General features: G+C 68.1%; 18 protein-coding genes. 11 read left to right on the plus strand and 7 right to left on the minus strand.

Translation table 11 applies throughout. The features are described from left to right. The first annotated feature begins 63 nt into the window (after positions 1–63). From GNX95_RS19725 to GNX95_RS19740, 4 genes are all read left to right on the plus strand, one after another. Positions 64–789, plus strand: coding sequence for an SAF domain-containing protein (locus tag GNX95_RS19725; protein ID WP_163508873.1), 726 nt, complete (start codon positions 64–66; stop codon positions 787–789). Beyond that, positions 786–2,042, plus strand: coding sequence for a CpaE/TadZ family protein (locus tag GNX95_RS19730; RefSeq protein WP_163508874.1), 1,257 nt, complete (start codon positions 786–788; stop codon positions 2,040–2,042). The genes GNX95_RS19725 and GNX95_RS19730 overlap by 4 nt, the downstream gene beginning before the upstream one ends. 260 nt (positions 2,043–2,302) lie before the next feature. After that, the gene (locus GNX95_RS19735) at positions 2,303–4,105 is read left to right on the plus strand and encodes a glycoside hydrolase family 3 protein (protein WP_163508875.1); all 1,803 of its coding nucleotides are present in this window, start codon (positions 2,303–2,305) and stop codon (positions 4,103–4,105) included. 10 nt (positions 4,106–4,115) lie between these two features. Then, on the plus strand, positions 4,116–5,162 hold the full coding sequence (locus GNX95_RS19740; RefSeq protein ID WP_163508876.1) for a serine hydrolase domain-containing protein: 1,047 nt from the start codon (positions 4,116–4,118) through the stop codon (positions 5,160–5,162). 138 nt (positions 5,163–5,300) lie between these two features. Here the strand turns inward: GNX95_RS19740 and GNX95_RS19745 are convergent, their stop codons facing one another. Continuing rightward, on the minus strand, positions 5,301–6,269 hold the full coding sequence (locus GNX95_RS19745; protein WP_163508877.1) for an N-acetylglucosamine kinase: 969 nt from the start codon (positions 6,267–6,269) through the stop codon (positions 5,301–5,303). 144 nt (positions 6,270–6,413) lie between these two features. On the opposite strand from GNX95_RS19745, the gene GNX95_RS19750 reads away from it, so the two are divergent. Further along, positions 6,414–7,346: a MurR/RpiR family transcriptional regulator gene (locus GNX95_RS19750; protein WP_163508878.1), complete on the plus strand. Its 933-nt coding sequence runs from the start codon at positions 6,414–6,416 to the stop codon at positions 7,344–7,346. Next, positions 7,346–8,272, plus strand: coding sequence for an N-acetylmuramic acid 6-phosphate etherase (murQ, locus tag GNX95_RS19755; RefSeq protein ID WP_163508879.1), 927 nt, complete (start codon positions 7,346–7,348; stop codon positions 8,270–8,272). The genes GNX95_RS19750 and murQ overlap by 1 nt, the downstream gene beginning before the upstream one ends. A 225-nt stretch (positions 8,273–8,497) precedes the next feature. Here murQ and GNX95_RS19760 read toward each other — a convergent pair whose 3' ends face one another. Further along, a complete protein-coding gene (locus GNX95_RS19760; RefSeq protein ID WP_163508880.1) occupies positions 8,498–9,106 on the minus strand; it encodes a malonic semialdehyde reductase in 609 nt (202 codons plus the stop codon). Between the two features lie 92 nt (positions 9,107–9,198). Between GNX95_RS19760 and GNX95_RS19765 the strand changes: the two genes are divergently transcribed. The 3 genes from GNX95_RS19765 (at position 9,199) to GNX95_RS19775 (ending at position 12,126) form a co-directional block, all read left to right on the plus strand. Beyond that, on the plus strand, positions 9,199–10,608 hold the full coding sequence (locus GNX95_RS19765) for a WS/DGAT/MGAT family O-acyltransferase (RefSeq protein WP_163508881.1): 1,410 nt from the start codon (positions 9,199–9,201) through the stop codon (positions 10,606–10,608). Further along, a complete protein-coding gene (locus GNX95_RS19770) occupies positions 10,605–11,090 on the plus strand; it encodes a DUF6912 family protein (RefSeq protein WP_163508882.1) in 486 nt (161 codons plus the stop codon). Before GNX95_RS19765 ends, GNX95_RS19770 begins: the two co-directional genes overlap by 4 nt. A gap of 220 nt (positions 11,091–11,310) precedes the next feature. Continuing rightward, on the plus strand, positions 11,311–12,126 hold the full coding sequence (locus GNX95_RS19775; protein ID WP_163508883.1) for a PhzF family phenazine biosynthesis protein: 816 nt from the start codon (positions 11,311–11,313) through the stop codon (positions 12,124–12,126). Positions 12,127–12,129: 3 nt separating this feature from the next. Here the strand turns inward: GNX95_RS19775 and GNX95_RS19780 are convergent, their stop codons facing one another. Then, on the minus strand, positions 12,130–13,212 hold the full coding sequence (locus GNX95_RS19780; protein ID WP_163508884.1) for a YML083C domain-containing protein: 1,083 nt from the start codon (positions 13,210–13,212) through the stop codon (positions 12,130–12,132). Positions 13,213–13,341: 129 nt separating this feature from the next. Between GNX95_RS19780 and pruA the strand changes: the two genes are divergently transcribed. Next, positions 13,342–14,970: an L-glutamate gamma-semialdehyde dehydrogenase gene (gene pruA, locus GNX95_RS19785; RefSeq protein ID WP_163508885.1), complete on the plus strand. Its 1,629-nt coding sequence runs from the start codon at positions 13,342–13,344 to the stop codon at positions 14,968–14,970. Between the two features lie 6 nt (positions 14,971–14,976). Here pruA and GNX95_RS19790 read toward each other — a convergent pair whose 3' ends face one another. From GNX95_RS19790 to GNX95_RS42580, 3 genes are all read right to left on the minus strand, one after another. Next, positions 14,977–15,687 carry a hypothetical protein gene (locus GNX95_RS19790; protein WP_222853763.1) on the minus strand — a complete coding sequence of 237 codons (711 nt, stop codon included), beginning with the start codon at positions 15,685–15,687 and terminating at the stop codon, positions 14,977–14,979. A gap of 125 nt (positions 15,688–15,812) precedes the next feature. Beyond that, positions 15,813–17,345 carry an AAA domain-containing protein gene (locus tag GNX95_RS42575; protein WP_222853764.1) on the minus strand — a complete coding sequence of 511 codons (1,533 nt, stop codon included), beginning with the start codon at positions 17,343–17,345 and terminating at the stop codon, positions 15,813–15,815. Between the two features lie 30 nt (positions 17,346–17,375). Beyond that, on the minus strand, positions 17,376–19,061 hold the full coding sequence (locus tag GNX95_RS42580) for an AAA domain-containing protein (RefSeq protein WP_246281679.1): 1,686 nt from the start codon (positions 19,059–19,061) through the stop codon (positions 17,376–17,378). Between the two features lie 18 nt (positions 19,062–19,079). Here GNX95_RS42580 and GNX95_RS43285 point away from each other — a divergent pair, with 18 nt between their 5' ends. Continuing rightward, a complete protein-coding gene (locus GNX95_RS43285; RefSeq protein ID WP_246281680.1) occupies positions 19,080–19,490 on the plus strand; it encodes a hypothetical protein in 411 nt (136 codons plus the stop codon). Positions 19,491–20,041: 551 nt separating this feature from the next. Here GNX95_RS43285 and GNX95_RS19800 read toward each other — a convergent pair. Then, positions 20,042–22,048: a prolyl oligopeptidase family serine peptidase gene (locus GNX95_RS19800; RefSeq protein WP_163508887.1), complete on the minus strand. Its 2,007-nt coding sequence runs from the start codon at positions 22,046–22,048 to the stop codon at positions 20,042–20,044. Positions 22,049–22,402: the final 354 nt, after the last annotated feature.

Here is a 22,402-nt window from a genome sequence, read left to right on the forward strand (position 1 = left end):
AAATACGGCAAAATGGCACGACGCGGTCAACTGGTCGCGCTGCGTGTCTGCCGAGGAGAGTGGATGACCGAGTCGCCGCCGGCCAGCCGGTTTCGCCGGCCGTCGTGGTTGGATCCGCGGCTCGTCGTCGGCGTGCTGCTGGTGCTGGTGTCGGTGCTGGTCGGCGCCCGTGTCATGGCGTCGGCCGACCAGTCGGTCGAGGTGTGGGCCGTGAGCGCGGATCTGGCGGCGGGTACGACGCTCAGCGCCGCCGACCTGCGGACCGTACGCGTGCAGCTCTACGAGTCGGCCGGCGGCTATCTCGCCGCCACGGCCTCACCGGTCGGCCGGACGCTCCTGCGTCCGCTGTCGGCCGGCGACCTGTTGCCGCGTGGCGCACTCGGAGGCTCACCGGCCGGCAGCCTCGTCTCGATCGCCGTGTCGCCGCAGCACGTGCCCATCTCGCTGCGCGCCGGCCAGCGGATCGACCTCTACGCCACGTCCAAGCCGGTCAACGGCGCGGCCGCCAAGACCGTGCGCGTACTCGCCGGCGTCCCCGTCCAGCAGGTGCGCGTGCCGGACGCCGGCGTGCTGTCGAGTACGGCGCAGGTCGCGGTGGTCGTACGCGTCGACGACACCTCGGCGATGACCGTGGTCGCCGCGATGCGTACGGCCGACCTGGACGTCGCCATCGCCCCGTCCGACCGGCAAGGCGCGGTCGCGACCGGGCCGGTGCCGGTGGCGCCGACACCGGAGCAGCCCGACTACGGGCCTCCCGAGCCGACCGAGTCACCGTCGGGCCAGCGGTGAGCCTGCCGATCGTCACGGCGGTCACCGACGCGGCCGTCGAGGCGGAGCTGGTCGCCGCGCTCGGCCGTGGCGACTACGGCGTCACCGTCGTGCGGCGTTGCGTCGACGTGGTCGAGCTGCTGACCGCGGCCGGCGCCGGCACGGCTCGTGCCGCCGTGGTGTCGGCCGACCTGCGCCGCCTCGATCGTGACGCACTCACCAAGCTGGCCGCCGCGCGAGTCGCCGTGGTCGGCCTGGTCGCGGCCGACGACCAGTGGCACCAGCAGCTCCTGCAACACCTCGGCGTGCGGTTCGTCCTGCCGGTCGACTCAAGTCCCGATGCCATCGCCGGGATGCTGCTGACAGCTGTGTCCAGCGCGGCGGCTGGACCGGCCGGCGTCGCCGATCCGTTGTCCGGTCACCGCGTGCCAGCCGTGCCGCAAAGCGATCCGGGACCGGCCGGCGCGGGACGGATCGTGGCGGTGTGGGGCCCGACGGGTGCGCCGGGACGGACGACGGTGGCGGTCGGACTGGCCGACGAGGCGGCCCGACTCGGCGTGGCCACCTTGCTGGTCGACGCCGACCCGTACGGCGGCGTGATCGCGCAGGTCCTCGGGATGATCGACGAGTCGCCGGGGATCGCCGCGGCCGTGCGGCTGGACAACCAGGGCCGGCTCGGCATGGCGGAGCTGGCCGGCCTGGCGCGCAGCCTGTCGCCGACCCTGCGCGTACTGACCGGGTTGGTGCGTGCCGACCGCTGGCCGGAGCTGCGGGGCGAGTCCGTCGGCGGAGTGCTGGAGTGTGCGCGCAAGCTGGCGCCGCTGACCGTCGTCGACTGCGGCTTTTGCCTGGAGGCGGACGAGGAGATCAGCTTCGACACCGTCGCGCCGCGGCGAAACGGCGCCACGCTGGCGGCGCTGGAGGCGGCGGACGTTGTCGTCGCGGTCGGTGCCGGGGATCCGGTGGGGGTGCAGCGGCTGGTACGCGGACTGTCGGAGCTGGCCGACGCGGTGCCTGGCGTCGAACCGATGGTGCTGGTCAACAAGGTCCGCTCGACGGTGATCCCCGGCAATCCGGAGCGCGAGATCGCCGCCGCGATGCAGCGCTTCGCCGGTGTGGCGCGGATCCGGACGTTGCCGTACGACCGCGCTGGCCTCGACCGTGCGCTGCCGCGCGGTCAGACGCTGGCGGAGGCCGCGCCCAAATCGCCGCTGCGGCGCGCGCTGGCGGAGGTGGCGGAGTCGCTGCTGCCTGTCGCCGTACGCGCGCGTTGAAGGTCGTTCTTTCTTATTGTATGTGGAGCCTCTCAACCCACCCCCCACCCGTTTTGGGTGGGGGTTCAGATTGGCGGGGTGGTACGACAGTTTCGCGCCGGACCGGGTGTTTTTGTGTCGTCGTACGCGGAAATCGACAGTTCGGCCGACTGCGGCGAGGCATTGACCGGCACCTGTCTGTGGCAGTAACTTCCTGCCGTCCTGTGGATGCGCGGTGAAAATTTGCGAATCCAGTCAATTCGGCTCAGACGGGAGGCGCCATGGCCGCGCCTAACAGATCCAGGCGACGCTTCCGGGTGGTGGCGGTCGCGGCGTCGGTCGCGATGGTGCTGACCGCGGCCGCTCCGGCGCAGGCGGCGCCGGGCGGTTCGGTCACCGACCTGGTGCTCAAGCAGCTGATCAAGCACATGACGCTGGAGGAGAAGGTCGGCCAGCTGTTCGTCACGCAGGCCTGGGGCGAGTCGGCGACCAACCCGTCGGACGCGGACAAGGCCAAGAACCAGGAGTACTTCGGCCTGGACACCGCCGCGCAGATCATCCAGAAATACCACCCGGGCGGTGTGATCCTCTTCCAGATCAACAACAACACCAACAACCCGCAGCAGATCGCCGGCCTGACCAACGGCCTGCAGAAGGCCGCCATCAGCAGTGGTACGCACCTGCCACTGCTGATCAGCACCGACCAGGAGCAGGGGATCGTCGCGCGGCTGCGCGAGCCGGCGACCCAGTTCCCCGGCAGCATGCCGGTCGGCGCCAGCCGTAACACGACCGACGCGTGCACCGCGGCGTCGATCACCGGCCAGGAGCTGCGCGCGGTCGGCATCAACCAGAACTACTCGCCGGACTCCGACGTCAACGACAACCCGGCCAACCCGGTCATCGGCGTCCGGTCGTACGGCGCCGACCCGGCGCTGGTCGCCTCGATGGCCTCGACGGCGGTCCGGTGCTCGCAGAAGTACGTCGCGGCCACCGCCAAGCACTTCCCCGGTCACGGCAACGCCGACAACGACAGCCACACCGGCCTGCCGATCATCCGGCGGACCGCCGACGACTGGCACAAGATCGACCAGCCGCCGTTCACCGCGGACATCGCCGCCGGCATCGACTCGATCATGACCGCGCACATCGAGGTGCCGTCGCTGGACCCGGCCGGTGACCCGGCCACGTTGTCGCAGCCGATCCTGACCGGCATCCTGCGCAACCAGATGCACTATGACGGTGTCGTCGTCACCGACGCGCTCAACATGGATGGCGTACGCATCAAGTACGGCGACGCGCGGGTGCCCGTACTGGCCCTCGAAGCCGGTGTCGACCAGCTGCTCATGCCGCCGAAATTCGACCTCGCGTACAACTCGGTGCTCGACGCCGTCCGCAGCGGTGAGCTCTCGGTGTCCCGGATCGAGCAGTCGGTCCTGCGGGTCCTGCGGCTCAAGCTGAAGAACCGCGTGCTGACGCAGCCGTTCGTCAACGAGCAGGCGGTCAGCCGTACGGTCGGCACGCCGCAGCACCTGGCCGCCGCGCAGACCGTCGCCGACCACGGCATCACCCTGATCCGCAACGACGACAAGGTGCTGCCGCTGGCCAAGTCCAAGAAGGTGCTGGTCACCGGCTGGGACAACGGCGTGACCTTCCCGACCAGGGCGATCGCCGCCGGGCTGACCAGCGCCGGGATAGCGGCGACCGCGTTGCCGACCGGTTCGGTGCCGAACGCGTCCGCCGTCGCGTCGGCTGTCGCCGCGGCGCAGCAGAACGACGTCACTGTCGTGGTGACCCGCAGTAGTCTCCTCGCGCTCGGTGCGAGCCAGGTGGCGCTCACCAACGCACTGATCGCCACCGGGAAACCGGTGGTCGTCGTGGCCGTGCAGAATCCGTACGACATCGGCTATGTGCCGACGGCCCGGAATTACGTTGCGTCGTACTACTACGGAGCTGTCTCAAGCGCATCGCTCGCGCGCGTTTTGGCGGGTACGGTGGCGCCGACCGGCAAGCTGCCGGTGCGGATCCCGTCGCCGGCCGACCTGAACACGACGCTCTATCCGATCGGCTACGGCATCGGTTACTGACCCCCGGAGGTTGGACTTGCTCGACGCGGCCGTAGCCGTCATCAACGCCGCGGTCGCGTCGAGCCCGGCGGTCTTCCCCTCGGCGGTGCTCGTCGTCCGGCGTGACGACGAGCAGCCGCTGCGCTATGCGACCGGCGACGCCGTACGCTTCGGCGTCGGGGGCAAGCTCCTACCGGCCGACGAGCGCGTGGCGGCGACCGCCGACACGATCTACGACCTCGCCAGCGTCACCAAGCTGTTCACCGCGGTCATCGCGATGCAGCAGGTCGAGATGGGGTGGCTCGACCTCGCCGCGCCGGTGGTGCATTACCTGCCGGCGTTCGCGACGCCGGAGATCACCCTCCAGATGCTGCTCAACCACACCTCCGGCCTGGAGCCGGAGCTGCCGCTGTGGCGCGACTGGGGAAGCGTCGACGAGCGGCTTCGCGCCGTACTGACGCGCGCGCCGGTGAACCCGCCGGGCTCGACGCACACCTACTCCGACCTGAACATGATCACCCTCGGCGTGGTGCTGGAGACCGTCGCCGGCCATCCGCTCGACGAGCTCGTACGCGCCGGCATCACCGAACCGCTCGGCCTGACCTCGACCGGTTTCCGGCCGGCCGCGGTCGACCGGGTGGCGGCGACCGAGGACGAGTCGTACGCCGGCCGCGGGATGGTGCGCGGCGAGGTGCACGACGAAAGCTCGTGGTCGCTCGGCGGCGTCGCCGGCCACGCCGGCCTGTTCGGCACCGCCGACGACCTCGCCACCTTCGGCCAGGCGATGCTGGCCGGCGGCGGGTCGATCCTGTCCGAGTCGTCCGTACACCTGCTGACCAGCGGCACCGGCGCGCACGGCCTCGGCTTCGAGCTGGCCGCGCGCCGCTACATGGGGGCTCTGGCCGACGGTGGCGCCTACGGCCACACCGGCTTCACGGGCACGTCGCTGGTGGTCGACCCCACCACGCGCGCCGTCGTCGTGCTGCTGACCAACCGCGTCCACCCGGACCGCCACGGCCCGTCCGTCAACCCGGTCCGCGCCGCCATCGGCGACATCGTCGCCGGCGCACTCCGCTGAAAGCCCGCTTGGCCGACGGCCGCATGGCCACCATGCTTGCGCTGGATGCACGCACGGCCACCATGCGTGCATCCGCGACCAAGATGGGGGCCGAGATCGACACCCAGGTACGACAGTTTCGCGCCGTAGCGGGTAAAGCTAGCCGGCCGTCAGGTGCTGGTAGGTGTCCGCGTCCAGCCGGCCGGCCGATCGCAGGGCCAGTGCGACCGCGCCGAGGGCCGCGTCCAGTGCGGCGACCGGAGTGACGCCGGTCAGCTCGGTCAGCCGAGCGCGTACGCCGTCGGCCACCGGCCCGTCGGTGGTCAGCACCGAGCCGCCGAGCACGACGGCGGGCACCGATGGCGAGCCGGCCCGCCGCAGCACCGCTTCGACGGCGAGCATCAGAGCCGACACGGCGTCGGCGCAGATCGACGCGGCGATCTCGTCGCTGTCGGCGAGGTCGCGTACGGCCGGAGCGGCGCGCCCGAGCTCGGCCGGCGCGGCGGCATAGACGGCCGCCAGGACGCGCTGCGCTTGTTCGTCCGGCCCCAGCGCGTCATCGGGTTCGTTGCCTGTTAGGGCAGAGATCACCGGAGTGGTCAGCGCGGTTTTCGGTCCACGGCCGTCCAGGCCGGCGAGTACCGCCTCGACGGCACGCCGGCCCTGCCAGACCGCCGAGCCGGCGTCGCCGAGCAGCCAGCCATAGCCATCGGCGCGGTGCCGCACCACGCCGTCCTCCAGCCAGGCGGTGATCGCGCCGGTGCCGGAGATCAGCAGGAGCCCGCGCTCGGCGGCCGTACCAGCCGCGTACGACGTCTCCAGGTCGGTGACCAACTCAGGCGTACGCGGAAGGCCTGATCGGCGCGCAGCGTCGGCGAGCGCGGCCAAAGCGGCCGGCCGACGGCCGCTGCCGGCACCGGCCATGCCGACCACCGCCGTGACGACCGCCGAGGCGGGTACGTCCGCGTCGGCCAGCGCGGCCGTGATGGTGCCGCTCAGGGCACCGGCCGGATCAGCGGACGACTGCGTACTCGCACCTGGTCCGCGGCCGCGGCCGAGCGGCCGGCCGTCGAGCGTGGTGATGACGCATCTGGTGGACGTACCACCGGAATCGAGCCCCAGGGCCACATCTGGACAATTGGTGGATCTTTCCCGGAAAGCCGTTTTCGGCCTATTCTCGGCGCTCTGAGCTGGCACGTTGGCTACCGTAGCGAACGGCATTGCCGGACGGTCCGATTGACGTTGTTACCGAAGTGCAAGTAACTTTCCGACGTGCCCCGTAAGACGGTAAGTCAACTGAGTGGCGACGCGGGCCAGTCGAGCCATGCCGCCACCGCTGTCCTGGTGCGTGCCTTGCTGCCGTCGTTGTCGCCGGCGGAGAGACGTGTCGCGCAGGCCGTGCTGGACGATGCCGCCGGCGCGTCGTCGCTGACCATCTCCGAGCTCGCCACCCGCGCGGACACCTCGGAGACGACGGTGATCCGGTTCTGCCGAGCGCTGGGTTTCTCCGGTTACCCGGAGCTGCGGCTCACACTGGCCAAGGAGGCCGGCCGAGCCGAGAGCGGCGCCGCCGGACGACGCATCGTCGGCAGCGACATCGGTCCCGGCGACGAGCTGTCCGAGGTGGTCGACAAGATCTCCTTCGCCGACGCTCGCGCGGTCGAGGAGACCGCGGCGCAGCTGGACGTGTCGGTGCTGGAGACCGTCGTCGAGGCGATCGTCGGCGCCGGCCGCGTCGACGTGTACGGCGTCGGCGCGAGCGCGTTCGTGGCGATGGACTTCCAGCAGAAGCTGCACCGCATCGGACGCGTCTCGTACGCCTGGTCGGACGTACACATCGCACTGACCAGCGCGGCACTGCTGCATGCCGGCGACGTGGCGATCGGCATCTCCCACACCGGCATGACCAGCGACACCGTCGAGGCGCTCACGGTCGCGCGCGAGCACGGTGCGACCACGGTCGCGGTGACCAACTTCCCGCGCTCGCCGATCACCACGGTCGCCGACCACGTGCTGACCACCGCCGCGCGCGAGACCACCTTCCGGTCCGGTGCGATGTCCAGCCGGATCGCGCAGCTGACGGTCGTCGACTGCGTGTTCGTGGGCGTGGCGCAGCGTACGTACAACGACACCCGCGCAGCTCTTGAAGCCACTAGGGACGCGGTGGCGCGCCGCCGCCTGTCGTCGCGGACAGGGAGACCATGATGACGGCAGCGCCTCGTATTGACCCTGAGGCACTGTCTTTTGCCAGTCCGACCGAAATGCGCAATCCGCGTACGGTCGACATCGACCGGCTCGAGACGCTGGACATGCTCCGGCTGATCAACAGCGAGGACGCGACCATCGCCGGCGCGGTCGCCGAAGTCTTGCCGCAGCTGGCCAAGGCCGTCGACTACGCGGTGGCGTCGCTGCGATCGGGACACCGCGTGCACTACGTCGGCGCCGGCACGTCCGGGCGCCTCGGCGTACTCGACGCGGCCGAGCTGCTGCCGACCTTCACGCTGGAGCCGGGCCGGGTCGTCGCGCACATCGCCGGCGGTCCGGCGGCGATGCTGCGGGCCGTCGAGGAGGTCGAGGACGACGCCGCCGCCGGTCGCGCCGACGTCGCCGGCGTCGAGCCTGGTGACCTGGTGATCGGGCTGACCGCCAGCGGCCGCACGCCGTACGTGATCGGAGCGCTGGCCGCGGCCGCCGAGGTCGGCGCCGGCACGGTGCTGATCTCGGCCAACCCGCTGGCCGACTACCGGGACAGCGTGGACGTGAACGTCGCGCTGGACACCGGGCCGGAGGTGATCGCCGGCTCGACACGGATGAAGGCTGGTACGGCGCAGAAGCTGGCGCTGAACGCCTTCTCCACCGCGGTGATGGTGCGGCTCGGCCGCACGTACTCCAACCTGATGGTGCACGTCGCCGCCACCAACGACAAGCTGCGGGGCCGGCTGATCCGGCTGCTCGTCCAGGCGACCGGGCTGGCCGAGGACGTGTGCACGGAGGCGCTGGAGACGACCGACGGCGAGGTCAAGACGGCGCTGGTGGTCCTGCTGACCGGCAGCGAGGTCGGGGCCGCCAGGGAGGCTCTGGGGACCGCGCACGGCGTCGTACGCGACGCGATCGCCGAGCTCACGCGCTGAGGCCCGCCGAGGCGGCTGCACGCATGGCCACCATGCGTGCGTTGGGCGGTCGCATGGCCACCATGCGTGCATCCGGCGCGGCGACCAAGATCAACTTTGAACTTGTGTAAGCAGCCACGCGAACCCACCCCCCACCCGATCTGGGTGGGGGCTCAGATTGACAGGCGGGTACGACAGTTTCGCGCCGTAGCGGGTAGTCCGTGACGCAATCGGGTCCCGATTGCGTCAGACGGTGGTGACGACCTCGTCGTGGTCCAGTCGGGGGCTGCGCGGGAACCAGGCGTTCTCGCCCGGCTTGCCGATGTTGACGACGACCAGGCTGCGGTGCCGGCCGTCCGGGAAGAACTCGCGGTCCACGGCCTCGGTGTCGAAGCCGCTCATCGGGCCGGCGGCCAGCCCTGCGGCGCGTACGCCGAGGATGAAATAGCCGATCTGCAGCGTCGCGTTCAGCCGCGCGTACGGCTCGCGGTCGATGCCGTCGAAGAGCTCGCGCGCGTCCGGCTTGTGCGGGAACGTCTTCGGGAACTCCTCGTGGAAGTCCAGGTCGGCGGCCAGGATGGCGACCAGCGGCGCGCTGAGAGTCTTGGCCTGGTTGCCTTCGGCCATCAGCGGCACCAGCCGCTGCCGGGCCTCCGGCGAGCGGACCAGCACGATCCGCAGCGGCTGCTGGTTCATCGACGTCGGACCCCATTTGATCAGGTCGTAGATGGCCTGGACCTGCTCTTCGGTGACCGGCTCGTCGGCGAAGGTGTTGGCCGTACGGGCCTCGCGGAACAGCAGGTCAGCGGCGTCCTCGCTGATCTTGAGAGGCGATTCCAGGGTGGTGCCGGACATGTCTAGGCTCCTCGGTGAGTGGTCCCAACTGCTTGATCGAACAATAGTTATCGCAGAAGTTGTTTCCATGGAAGATATGGGGTCGATCACAGATGCCTGACCGCTTGTCCGCGCTCGACGTGACGTTCCTCTACTTGGAGACACCGACGACCCCGATGCACGTCGGCAGCGTCGCGGTCTTCGAGCCGCCGGACAGCTTCGACTACGACCGGCTGGTGTCGCTGGTCGACCAGCGGATGTCCCTGGTGCCGCGCTATCGCCAGGTCGTACGGCACGTCCCCGGCCACCTGGCCAAGCCGGTGTGGGTCGACGCGCAGGACTTCGACATCGGCTATCACGTACGCCGGTCCGCGCTGCCGCGTCCCGGCACGCCGGACCAGCTCGCCGAGCTGATCGCACGGCTGATGAGCCGCCGGCTGGACCGCAGCCGGCCGCTGTGGGAGATGAACTTCGTCGAGGGCCTGGCCGACGGCCGGCTCGCTGTGATCACCAAGACCCACCAGGCGCTGGTCGACGGCGTCAGCGCGGTCGACATCGGCCAGGTGATCCTGGATGTCGACAAGACCCCGCGCGACGTACCCGAGCAGCCGTGGGTCCCGCGCCGCGAGCCGGGTCCGGTCGGCCTGCTCGCCGGCGCGGTCACCGAGTTGGTCAGCCGGCCGTCTGCGGTCGTCGACACGCTGCGGCTCGGCATGATGGACGCCGCCGCGACGGCGTCGTCGGTGGCCGGCGCGGCGACCGGGTTGTTCGCCGCCGTGCGTACGGCCGCGCGTCCGGCACCGGAGAGCCCGCTCAACGTGACGATCGGCGAGCAGCGCCGGTTTGCGATGGTGCGTACGGAGCTGGCCGACTTCAAGCGCGTCCGCGCACGGCATGGCGGCACGATCAACGACGCGATGCTGGCGACCATCGCCGGCGCGATGCGCGCGTGGCTGCTGACTCGGGGCGAGCCGGTGCGGTCGTCGTCGGCGATCCGCGCGATGGTGCCGGTGAGCGTACGCGCGGAGGGGACCGATCCGGACGAGGACGAGACGGCGGTGGCCGCCGCCAACCGCGTGTCGACGTATCTGGTCGACCTGCCGGTCGGCGAGCCGAGCGCGGTGATCCGGCTGCACCAGGTGTCCTTCGCGATGCAGGCGCACGCCGATGCCGGCCAGTCGGTGGGCGCGTCCGCGCTGATCCGCGTGTCCGGCTTCGCGCCGCCGACCCTGCACGCGCTCGGAGCCAAGGCCGCCAACGGCCTGTCCCGGCGGCTCTTCAACCTGGTGGTGACCAACGTGCCGGGGCCCCAGTATCCGCTGTACGCGGCCGGTGCGCGGATGGCCGAGGTCTATCCGGTCGTGCCGCTCGCGCGCGGCCAGGCGCTGTCCATCGGCATCACGTCGTACGATGGCGGGGTTTTCTTCGGGCTCAACGCGGACCGTGACGCGATGTCCGACGTGGACGTGATCGCCGACCTGGTGGTCGAGTCACTGGCCGAACTGGTGGAGACGACGCGATGAGAATCTACCTGCCGGCGACGCTGCCGTCGCTGCGCGAGTTTTCCGAGAGCGGGACGACGACCGCGCCGACCGCTTTCGCCGTCACGCCGGCGCTGCGCGAGTGGTATGTCGACGACGACGTCGAGGAGCTCGAATACGCCGCGTTCACCGAGGCGGCGCGTGCCTCGCTGCGGCTGATCGACCACGACCCGACAGCGCCGCGCCGCCGCGTGGTGATTTCCGTTGACGTGGACGAAAAAGCCGTCCAGTCGCGGCCGGAGCTCGACCGCGCGGTCATACGCGTCAACGAACCCGTTCCGTTCTCCGCGGTCGCCGCCATCCACGTCGACGGCGTGGCGGCGGTGGAAGACGTGACGGCCGCCGTGAAGGTCGTCATCGAGGCCGACCTCGGCGACGAGGACGCCCAGTTCGTCGTCGACGGTGCCGAGGGCCACGAGCTGGAGTGGTACGACGTCACCGAGATCGGCGACCTCGTCAAATAACCGCTACAGCGCGAAACTGTCGTACCCAGGTGGCAGTTTTGGCCCCCACCCAGATCGGGGTGGGGGGTGGGTCAGAGGCCTTTCGCCTTGACGAAAATTTGCGTCATGGTGAGCCTCTCGACCCACCCCCCACCCGACCACTGGGTGGGGGCAACTTTGGTCGAGGGGTACGACAGTTTCGCGCCGTAGCACCTATCGAGACGCCTCATAAGGTGGAGCCATGCATCCGTACGTGATCACCGACGTCTTCACCGACACGCCGCTGGAAGGAAACCCGCTCGCCGTCTTCACCGCCGGCGACCGGGTCCCCGAGGAGCGCATGCAGCGGCTGGCCAAGGAGCTCAACCTGTCCGAGACGGTCTTCGTGCTGCCGGCCGAGCGTGGCGGTGACGCGCGGATCAGGATCTTCACGCCGGCCGCCGAGCTCCCGTTCGCCGGCCATCCAACGCTGGGCACCGCGCTGTTGCTGGCCGACGGCCGCGACGAGATCACGCTGGAGACCGGTGCCGGCGACATCAGGATCACCATCGACGCCGGCGGCGAGGGACAGATGGCGCAGCCGATCCCGACCTGGCAGGCGTACGACCAGGCCGGCGAGCTGCTGGCCGCGCTCGGCGTCGGCCAGGCCGAGCTGCCGGTGGAGATCTACCAGAACGGACCGCGGCACGTGTACGTCGCGCTGCCGTCGGCCGACGCGGTGGCGGCGCTCGCGCCTGACCTGACCAGGCTCGGCCGGCTCGGCGCGATGGGGGTCAACTGCTTCGCCGGCTCGGCGCAGGAGTGGAAGACGCGCGTCTTCTGCCCGGGCCTCGGCGTGCCGGAGGACCCGGCGACCGGTTCCGCCGCCGGGCCGTTGGCGGTGCACCTGGCCAGGCACGGCCGGATCGGCTTCGGCCAGCGCGTACGGATCAGCCAGGGCGCCGAGATCGGCCGACCGTCGACGCTGTATGCGCAGGTGGACGGGTCCGGTGACGACATCGAGCGGGTGCTCGTCTCCGGTTCGGCGGTCGTCGTCGCTCGCGGCGAGTTTTCCTAGGCCCTAGGCCCGCTTCGGCCGGCTGATCGCGGCCACCAGGATGCCGACGAGCAGGCCGGTGAACGCCCCGATCAGGCCGTACATGGAAAACGCGAAGCCGGTGAAGAAGATGTCGATCGGCTTGCCGCCCTCGGTACGGAAGATCAGCAGCGGAATGCACGACAGGCCGGCCGAGACGAACCGGATCAGGCCGGGGATCACGCCGACCAGCACGCCGGCGCGGATCTCGTGGCCGCTCACCATGCCGGTCCGGATCAGGCCAGGCACGATCGCCGCCACCACGATCGCGGTCAGCACGATCTCCTCGGACGAGTTGAAGATGACCGCGAAGGCGATCAGCGCCGAGTCCTGCCACCCGAGACTCCAGATCAGCCAGTGCAGGACGACCTGGGAGATCAGCGTGTTGACGAACCGGATGACCAGCGCGACCACCGCGGCGGTCATGGCGGCGGCGATGAGCGTACGCGCCGGCCGGATCAGCACGAACAGCCCACAGAGCACCGATGACACCAGGACGGTCAGCATCACCGCGATGCCGTGCACCGCGTCGTCGTGGAAGATCACCACGCCGCCGGAGATCACCGCCGGCACCAGACCCGTGGCGAAGGACACCAACACGACCGCGACCGGCAGGGGCAGCTGCCGCAGCCGCGCCGCCACCAGCGCCGTCACCGCCACCGCCATGATCGAGGTCGCGCCGGCGATGCCGGCGACGCTGGTGATGGTGAGGTCGCGGTCGCTGAAGAACGGGAACGTGTAGAGCAGCAACAGCGTCAGCACCACGTTGAGCACCGAGAGCACCGTCGCGACACCGGCCGACCGCGAGGTCTGGCGCATCTGCCGCATGTCCGGCTTCGGCTGGCCGGGCGGCGCGCTGGCCGGATGGCCACTGACCGGATATCCACTGACCGGATAGCCGCTCACGGGATAGCCGCTGACCGGTGCGCCGGTGACCGGATAGCCGCTGGTCGGCGCGCCGGTCACCGGGCCGGTCGGCGGCTGGGCCGGATAGCCGGCTGGCGGATAGCCCGGCGCCGGTCCGCGGTTGGGCTGCTGTCCGTACGGCGGCATTCCACCGGTCGTCATCTATGGCCCCCAGTTCCTGGTCGCTTCGGCGAACGAGCGTACCGATCGTCAGCCACTCATCCTCCAGCGTGCCAGGATGGTGGGACAACTCGATCGAAGCGTCCACAAGACGCGCGCTGAGGAGGGGAAATGGACGCGGTCACGAACGTGCCGGTGCCGCACAACGAGCCGGTGCGGACGTACGCTGCGGGCAGTCACGAGAGGGCTACGCTGGCGCAGGCGCTCAACGGGCTCGCCGCCGAGCGACACGAGCTGCCGCACTTCATCGGAGCGCACGAACGCCACGGCGACGGCGCCGACATCGAGGTCGTGCAGCCGCACAAGCACTCACACGTGCTCGGCGTGGCACAGCAGGCGACGGAAAAGGACGTTGCCGACGCGGTGGCCGCCGCGAAGGCCGCCGCGCCGGCTTGGCGTGAGCTGCCGTACGACGAGCGGGCCGCCGTGCTGTTGCGCGCCGCGGACCTGCTCACCGGCCCGTGGCGCGACACGCTCAACGCGGCGACGATGCTCGGTCAGTCCAAGACGGTGCAGCAGGCCGAGATCGACGCGGCGGTGGAGCTGGCCGACTTCTTCCGCTTCAACGCGCACTTCGGCCGGCAGGTGCTGGACAACCAGCCGATCTCCTCGCCCGGTGTGTGGAACCGGTTCGACCACCGGTCGCTGGAGGGTTTCGTCCTGGCGATCACGCCGTTCAACTTCACCGCGATCGCCGGCAACCTGCCGACCTCGCCGGCGTTGATGGGAAACACGGTCGTCTGGAAGCCGTCGCCGACCCAGGCGCTGGCCGCGCACCACACCATGAAGCTGCTGAAGGCGGCCGGCCTGCCGGACGGTGTCATCAACCTCGTACACGGCGACGGTGCCGCGGTGAGCAAGGTCGCCCTGTCCGACCCGGACCTGGCCGGCATCCACTTCACCGGCTCGACCAGGACGTTCCAGCATTTGTGGCGTACGGTCGGGGAAAACCTGACCACCTACCGCACTTATCCGCGGCTGGTCGGGGAAACCGGTGGCAAGGACTTCATCATCGCGCACTCCAGCGCCGACCGCGCGGCGCTGGGCACCGGCATCATCCGTGGCGCTTTCGAATACCAGGGCCAAAAGTGCTCGGCGGCCTCGCGTGTGTACGTGCCGCGGTCGCTGTGGAACGGTGGTCTGCGCGACGACGTTGCCGCGACGACCGAGCAGCTGACCTACGGGAACGTCACCGATTTCGCCAACTTCGGTGGCGCGGTGATCGACCGGCGGTCCTTCGACAAGCTGGCCGGCGTGCTCGACCGCATCAAGAACGACGCGGCGTGCAACGTCATCGCCGGTGGCAGTGCCGACGACAGTGAGGGTTTCTTCGTACGGCCAACCGTCGTCGAATGCAGCGACCCGACCAACGACGTCTTCGTGTCGGAGTATTTCGGGCCGATCGTCGCCGTGCATGTCTTTGACGACACCAAATTCGACGATGTCGTCGGCCAGGCCGCCGACGTTTCGCCGTACGCGCTGACCGGTGCGGTCTTCGCCAACGACCGCGCGGTGATCGACCGCGCATCGAAGGCTTTGCGTTTCTCCGCTGGAAACTTCTACATCAACGACAAGCCGACCGGCGCGGTCGTCGGCCAGCAGCCGTTCGGCGGTGGCCGCGCCTCCGGCACCAACGACAAGGCCGGCAGCATCGGCAACCTGCAGCGCTGGGTCAGCCCGCGCTCGATCAAGGAAACCTTCGTGCCGCCGACCGACTACCGCTATCCGCACATGGCATAGCCCGGGCTAGTGACTGGTGTGCTGTTCCAGGTCGTTCAGTACGGCCTGGACCGGCCCCCAGCAAAGCCGGACGCTGTCCGCGTCGAAGGCCGGCTGCTCGGCAAGCTCCTTTCGTGGATGCACATAGTTGCGGTAGTCACGGACCTTGTGCATGAAGTCTTTCGCGTCGAGCTGGATGAGATTACGGGCGTGGGCCGTGTCGATCAGCTGTTCCAGCGTCGGACGGCTGGACGACACGGCCTTTCCGTTCCGGTCGACATACGTCTGGTCGGCCGGGCCGTGCTCCTGTAAGACCGCCATCAGCACACCCTCAATGAGACTGCCGATGCCGATGATGGCCATGGTGTGCGCGCCAACCTGTTCACAGGCGACCGTTTCGGCCGCCCGCCTGCTCAGGACGGCAACCGTTCGGTCGTCTCGGATGATCGACCGAATTCGTTGTTCCAGATCCGGTGGCGCTGAGAAGAACGGGGTCAAACCGTCGTGGCCGAGTTCGGCAACGACGGGCTGGCGACCGACAAAGACGACCGCCAGGCCTTCGAGCTCCAGAATGTCGTTGAGTACGTTACGGAATTCTTCCGCACTGGCCAAGCCGTCGTCGTACTCGCGTGGATCGCAGACTCGACAGAGCAGCCTCTCGACCAAAGCACGTTCGTCTCGCCGGCTGGCCAGTTCGTCGGCCAGCCACCGTACGCGCGCCGAGCCGTCGTATTCCACCGAAGCCGGCCAACCGGCTCGATGAAGCAACTGTTCCAGCTGCCATCCCTTCCGTTCGTACGAGCCGTCCGGATCGACGATCACGCGCGCCAGCCGTTCTTCCGTTGCCGGGTCGAGTGGAAACATCACGGTTCTCCACGGTCGGTCCGGCGCTGGGCGACTTCCGCGGCGCGGTCCAGGCGCTCGGCGATCCGCGTGCCTCTCCGGCGGAAATGAAGGTCCCGCATCGCCTCGTCGATCCGCGAGTCACGGTCTCGCTGCAGGCCGTCGCTCATCAACCACATCATGATCGAGATCAACTCCCCATCGCTGTACTCGGTGATTGGTTGGCCGGGTCGGACATTCGGTCGCGGGCCACGTCTTCTCGTGGCCGGTGGCGGTGTCACGACCGGCGGGACAGTGGTTCGTGGTTGGGCCGACGACCTCATGGCGGCCCGCCATGCCTCGACGATCCGCGCCGTCTCCGCCTCTGGATCGGAAAACCAGGACGAGGCCCACACGCGGTGGAATCGCCAGCCGAGCCTTTCCAGATGTTGTTGGCGAAGCCGGTCACGGTCGCGCGCACTCCTGCTGCGATGGTAGGCGTCGCCGTCCGCCTCGACGGCCATCACCATGCGGCCCGGGTCGTTTTCGTCGGCAAGCGCGAAGTCGATGCGGTAACCGGAAAAGCCCCATTGCGGATGTACGGGAATCCTGGCCTCGGTCAGTCGTCGGCGGATATCTTCCTCGAATCCGTTGAGCGGCACGTTAGAGCTTCGGCCAACCCGATCGACGTCGCCATCGTGGTCGATCATTTCCAGATATCGGCGCAGCATCTCGGTGCCGTTGGCCACCGGGCCCGGCGCGATCGCGGCGGGACCAAAGCAGCTGACCACGGTCATCCGCCGTCTGGCCCTGGTCACGGCGACGTTGAGCCGCCGTTCACTTCCCTCACGGTTCAGCGCGCCGAATCCGGTTCGCGACACGGTGCCGTTGGCGCGTCGCGCGACACCGAGACTCAGAATGATCGCGTCCCGTTCATCGCCCTGCACGGTCTCGATGTTCTTGACGAAGAAACGATGCGTCGGCCCGGTGTCGTCGGCGAAGAAATCGTCGAGCTCTGGCCGATTGGCGCGGGCCTGCCTGATCTCGTGCTCGACCCGTGCTTGATGTTTCGTCCCGAGAGTGATCACCCCGAGACTTTCGTGGGGACGCTGGCTGGCATGTTCCAGCACCAGTTCGGCGACCTTGCGGACCTCCTCCGGAGACGAGCCATCCTGACCAGGAGAGGCGGTGCCGTCGACGGGCACCAGTCGCAGCGGACTTTCCTTCTGCGTACCGGGAAAGGTGACAAGACCGCCGTTGTAGATCTCCTTGTTGGAGAACGCGATCAGTCGCTCGTCCTGGCTGCGGTAATGCCAGCGCAGCGGGTAGCAGTGGGGAATGATCGGCCGCATCGACGTGAGGATGGATTCGAAGTCGCTGAGCTGCGCATCGGAGCTGTCATCGGACGGATCGTCAGCCAGCATCCGGTTGAACCATCGAGACGGCGGCAGCTGTCGGTCGTCGCCGGCCAACACGAGCCGACGGCCGCGCATGATGGACGTCATCGCGTCGTGCGGCTCAATTTGGCTCGCCTCGTCGAACACGACGAGATCGAAGAGCTCGGTGGCCGGCAACATCTTGCTCGCCACCAGCGGTGACATGGCCTAACACGGGTGCAGCGCGAGCAATACGTTCGATGCCTTGCCGACGAGCTCACGCATCGGCAGGTGTCGAGCCTTCTTGCTGGCCTCGGTCTTCAGCAACCGTGCTTCCACCGGAAACTGGTCGTTGGCCTTCCGGGTGCGTACGGCCACCGCTCGACGAACTCGTCGAGCGTTGGCCGCGAGATGTTCCTCGTCGACGCGGCCAAACTCGTCGACCAGGCGGTCCTGCCGCTCTCCGGCGAAATCCCGCAACGTCGCGCTACCTAGCCGGAATTCCTCGTCCAGGGATCTCAGCCAGGCATACCGGAGTTGCCGAGCGGCCTGTTCGGAGGAGCAGTTTTTCCTGGCGATATCAGCGAGCAGATCGTCCAGGCCAAACCGGGAGAACGTGCGACGAAGGCGGGAGATCTCGGGAAGTTGGAAAAGCATGTCCCGATCGCCTTGCAGCTTTTCCAGGGTCGAGCGCACCACCGGCTGCGTCTGCTTTTGCAGGTCGGGGATCCTCGCGCACATGGCGACTGCGGCAAGCTGACGCCTCGCGGTCTGGTAGGTGGACATCACAGCGGCGAGTCCGGCAACCGTCCGCGGGCTGGAGTTCGCGCCACCGATCCTGTGCCATTCACGCTGTTGATGGACGATCTTGGTGAGTTCGGCGTGTAGGGCGGCTTTGGATCGAATGCCGAGGAGGCAGTTGGACCGCGCCAGCTTGACCAGCGCCCGTCGTTGCAACCATGGCAATCGCTGACCCAGCTTCGCGCGTTCACCACGCGATGCGGTAGCCGCGTGCATGCCGTTCACATCCAGCGAAAAGATCGCCTCGGAAAAAGTGCGTACGCTGTTCGCGACGCCGTCGAGCAGGGCGAGCAGATGGTCCCATCCCTCGATGGTCGTGGGTTCAGGCAGGCCGGCCTGCCCGGCGACGTAGCGGACCTGGTCGTTGCTGTCTTGCAACGATCGCCCGGCGAGCTCGTCGAGTTCGAGGAGCACAGACCGGATCGCATCTGTGTCTGGCAATTCAGCCCGCCACCAGGGCGTGTCCTCGCGGAGGACTCGAGGACCACCGATCTCCACGAATTTCCTGAGGTCGTCCTCCAGTTGGCCGATGACGTTCGCGTCGACAGCTTCCAGGTGCGGTTCGCGGATTTTCTTGCTGGTGGCGGCTGTTGGCCCAAGAGCCAGGATCCGCTCGCGCACCTCGAAGGCGCTGACGTTCCACGGCGGCCGTTTCTCGTGGAGTTCCTTGACGTGGTTGTTGAGTTGAGCTCTGCGATCGGCCAACCGTCGATGGCAGTCGGACGCGTCGACCGGCGGCTCCGAGGTCACTCGTTCCAGGCCGGTCAGCAGCCGCTTCGCGACGTCTCGCTTGCTCAGCCGCGATTGATGCAGGTCGAACACCAGGCCAGACAGCTCGACCGCGGCCAGTCGATCGGTGACGGCTTCGATCGCCGCTCTCTTCTCCGCGACGAAAAGGACACGTTTCCCTGTCGCGGCGGCGCCGGCGATGATGTTCGCGATGGTCTGGCTCTTGCCGGTCCCGGGCGGTCCTTCGATGAGTACGTGCTGATCGGCCAGGGCCGCGTAGATGGCGTGGTGCTGCGACGAATCGGCATCGTGGACGAGGAACTCGTTCTCCGGTCTGAGCCGGTCAGCGCCGGGTGGCTGAAAGCTCCCGGCGTCCGCGAACACCTGGTCGATCGCGGGTTGATGTCCGGCGATCGCCGCGATCAGGTCATGTCGGGCCAAGAGCGCTCGGCCGTCGACCGATCGCAGGTCGCGGACCATCGGGAGTTTCTCGTAGTTGAAGAGGCCGACCAGGACATCTCTGTCCACGTCGAGCCGTATTCCCTGCCGGGAGGCGATGTCTCGGAGCTCGGCGAAGACCCGTTCGACCTGTTCCTGCGGGTCGACTACCTCGGAGAGCAGATTCGCGATTTTGGCGGTGAACGCGTCGGAGTCCAACTCCAGGCCGTATTCAGTCTCCAGAGCGTAGAGCAGCACCTCGTTCAGCTCGGGATCCGTGCCGGCCTGCAGACTGAAGTCTGCCTCCGTGCTGCTCTTCGCGGTAATCGTTATGCCGCGAAGGAGAAGCGGAGCGTGCAGCTGCAACGTTGCTGAGCGGCCCGTTGAGCTTGGTGTGGTGACGAAACCAGCGGCCATGCGGCCGATCTCGATCCCCTGCTCCTCGGTGAACTCCCGGATCCTTCGACGCAGACCGCGAGCTCGCGTGCAGGCGTCGCGGTGCGCGGTCTCCTCCGGAAAGAGCCTTACGAGCCCAGTTTTCTGGCCGCCAAACAAACTTGTCATGCCGACGGCATCGGCGGTTGTCAGGTCGAGGCAGGTCGTCTTGGTGATCCGGAAGTTCAGCAATGTGTTTCTGCTGCTCAGATCGATCAGCTCATTGGCCCAGACGTCAACCATCCGGTCCATCAGCTCCGAGCGTCGAATATCGCTTCCAGGCATGACCGTCTCCCCTCGACGATGCTGCGCTGGCTTCCGTTACCGGCACCAGGCTCACCGATCGAGGCGAGCTATTTAGTATGCACAGGGAGTAGCGGCCGTGTCACCCTACAATTATCCAGTCCGGTAGGGGACAATGACCCGCTTCGGTTCGACCGAACGGTGAAAAGGTTGCTTTCCTTCCGTGGCGATCTGGGATTTTTCTCCGTTCAGCTGTGGGCGTCTGGGGTGAGGCGGTCGTTGAGGAACTGGAAGGTGAGGGCCCAGCGGAAGGCCAGCTGCTCGTTGTCGGCGGCGGCGCCGTGGCCGCCTTCGATGTTCTCGTAGTAGGACACGTCATAGCCGTGCTCGCGCAGCAGCGCCACCATTTTCCTGGCGTGGCCGGGATGTACGCGGTCGTCGCGGGTGGAGCTGAGGAACAACACCGGCGGATACGGCTGGTTGGCGCGTACGTTCTGATAAGGCGAGTACGTGCTGATGAAATCCCAGTCGGCCGGCTCGTCCGGATCGCCGTACTCGGCCATCCACGACGCACCGGCCAGCAGCAGGTGATAGCGCTTCATGTCCAGCAGCGGCACGGCGCAGACGATCGCGCCGAAATGCTCCGGATAGCGGGTGAGCATGACCCCCATCAGAAGCCCGCCGTTGCTGCCGCCGTTGATGCCGAGCCGGTGCGGCTCGGCGATGCCGCGCTCCCGCAGATCCTTCGCGACGGCGACGAAATCCTCGTACACCTTCGGCCGGTTCTCGCGGATCACCGACTGATGCCACTGCGGTCCGTACTCGCCGCCGCCGCGGATGTTGGCCACCACGTACGTGCCGCCTCTGGCCAGCCAGCCGCGCCCGATCACCCCGCTGTAGGCCGGCCGCATCGAGATCTCGAAGCCGCCGTATCCGCTGAGCAGCACCGGACCGGTCGGAGCTCCAGCCTTTCCCACCACGAAATACGGGATCTTCGTGCCGTCGGCCGAGGTGGCGAAATGCTGGCGTACGGAAATGCCGTCGGTGTCGAAGAACGCCGGGGCCTGCTTCAGGACCTCCGGATTTTCACCGACCCGGCCGTAAAGCAGCGTCGACGGTTGTGTGTATCCGGTGGAGTTCAACAGAAACTCGTCGTTGTCGTCCGGGTTGGTGTCCATCACGTCGATGCTGCCGGCTTCGGCAAGGCCGGACAGCGGCTCGCGTTTCCAGCCGGATTCCGACGGTGTCAACACCTCGATGCGGGTTTTCACGTCCGACAAGGTGGTGAGCAGGAGGTGGTGGCGGGTCCAGGAATGATAGGTCAGCGACGTGTTCGGTGTCGGTTCGAAAAGCATTTCCAGGTCGCGTGAGCCGGCCATGAAGTCGTCGAACCTGGTGACCAACAACGCGCCGGCTGGAAAGGTCATCCAGTCCGTACGCAGCTGGATCGTCAGCCATTCGCGATGCACGTCGATCTCGGTGTCGTCGGGGACCTCGATCTTGACGAGATCGTCCGGCGTACGAAGGAACTTCTCGCTGGAATAGAAGTCGGTCGAGCGGATGACGAAATCCCGTTCGAAGCCCTCGGTCGGATCGTGGCTGGCACTGACCGCGATGTCCTCCGGCTTGCCCTCGAAGACGGTGACCGCCTCCGACAGCGGGGTGCCGCGCCGCCATTCCTTGACGATCCGCGGATATCCGGAGGCGGTCAGCGAGCCGGTGCCGAAGTCGGTGCCGACGTACACCCGGTCGATGTCGATCCAGCCGATGTTGCTTTTGGCCTCCGGCAGGGTGAAACCGTCGGCGACGAACGTACGCGCGTCGAGGTCGAACTCGCGCACGACGACGGCGTCGGCGCCGCCGCGGGACAGCGAGACCAGTGCGCGGCGGTAGTCGGGTTTGAGCAGGTCGGCACCCTGCCAGACCCATTTCTCCGACTCGGCCGCGCCGAGCGCGTCGACGTCGATCAGCACGTCCCAGGCCGGCTCTGCCTTGCGGTATTCGGCCAGCGTGGTCCGCCGCCACAGGCCACGTGGATGGTCCTCGTCCTGCCAGAGGTTGTAGACATGGTCGCCGCGGCGCCGCACGTACGGGATGCGGTCCCTGGCGTCCAGTACGTCGCGGATCTCCCGGTTGAGCGCGTCGAAGCCGGGGCGGCCGGTCAGCGCGGCGGTCGCCTCCGCGTTGCGCTCGCGTACCCAGTCCAGCGACCGGTCTGCGGTCAGATCCTCAAGCCAGAGATGCGGGTCAGTCATGCCGAAAGTCTGCCTGCCAACGCCCCCGAACGGCAGCGCGGGTCGCCAACTACCCGCTACGGCGAGAAACTGTCGTACCCCTGTGGCAATTTCGGCCCCCACCCAGATCGGGTGGGGGGTGGGTTCGCGTGGTTACTTACATAAGTTCGAAGTTGATCTTGGGTTCGCGATGTAACGCTAAACGCCCCATATGTACGATTGTCGGATGCACGCAAGGCCCCCTTGCGTGCGTCCAGCGCACGCATGGCCCCCATGCGTGCATGGAGGCTGTGGCGGCTGAGACCCATGTGACTGGCGGGGCTGTTGTTTTTCGCCATTGCTTGCAACCTCTCAGACCCACCCCCCACCCGGTCT

The sequence above is a fragment of the Fodinicola acaciae genome, assembly GCF_010993745.1.
GTDB classification, from domain to species: Bacteria; Actinomycetota; Actinomycetes; order Mycobacteriales; family HKI-0501; genus Fodinicola; species Fodinicola acaciae.

What these genes read in the sequence shown, in the direction of transcription:
- GNX95_RS19725 (WP_163508873.1), top strand. Translation starts at nt 64, where the DNA reads ATGACCGAGTCGCCGCCGGCCAGCCGGTTTCGCCGGCCGTCGTGGTTG.
- GNX95_RS19760 (WP_163508880.1), bottom strand. Translation starts at nt 9,106, where the DNA reads ATGTCCGGCACCACCCTGGAATCGCCTCTCAAGATCAGCGAGGACGCC.
- GNX95_RS19770 (WP_163508882.1), top strand. Translation starts at nt 10,605, where the DNA reads ATGAGAATCTACCTGCCGGCGACGCTGCCGTCGCTGCGCGAGTTTTCC.
- GNX95_RS43285 (WP_246281680.1), top strand. Translation starts at nt 19,080, where the DNA reads ATGTCCGGCGATCGCCGCGATCAGGTCATGTCGGGCCAAGAGCGCTCG.
- GNX95_RS19775 (WP_163508883.1), top strand. Translation starts at nt 11,311, where the DNA reads ATGCATCCGTACGTGATCACCGACGTCTTCACCGACACGCCGCTGGAA.
- murQ (WP_163508879.1), top strand. Translation starts at nt 7,346, where the DNA reads ATGACGGCAGCGCCTCGTATTGACCCTGAGGCACTGTCTTTTGCCAGT.
- GNX95_RS19780 (WP_163508884.1), bottom strand. Translation starts at nt 13,212, where the DNA reads ATGACGACCGGTGGAATGCCGCCGTACGGACAGCAGCCCAACCGCGGA.
- GNX95_RS19800 (WP_163508887.1), bottom strand. Translation starts at nt 22,048, where the DNA reads ATGACTGACCCGCATCTCTGGCTTGAGGATCTGACCGCAGACCGGTCG.
- GNX95_RS19765 (WP_163508881.1), top strand. Translation starts at nt 9,199, where the DNA reads ATGCCTGACCGCTTGTCCGCGCTCGACGTGACGTTCCTCTACTTGGAG.
- pruA (WP_163508885.1), top strand. Translation starts at nt 13,342, where the DNA reads ATGGACGCGGTCACGAACGTGCCGGTGCCGCACAACGAGCCGGTGCGG.
- GNX95_RS19735 (WP_163508875.1), top strand. Translation starts at nt 2,303, where the DNA reads ATGGCCGCGCCTAACAGATCCAGGCGACGCTTCCGGGTGGTGGCGGTC.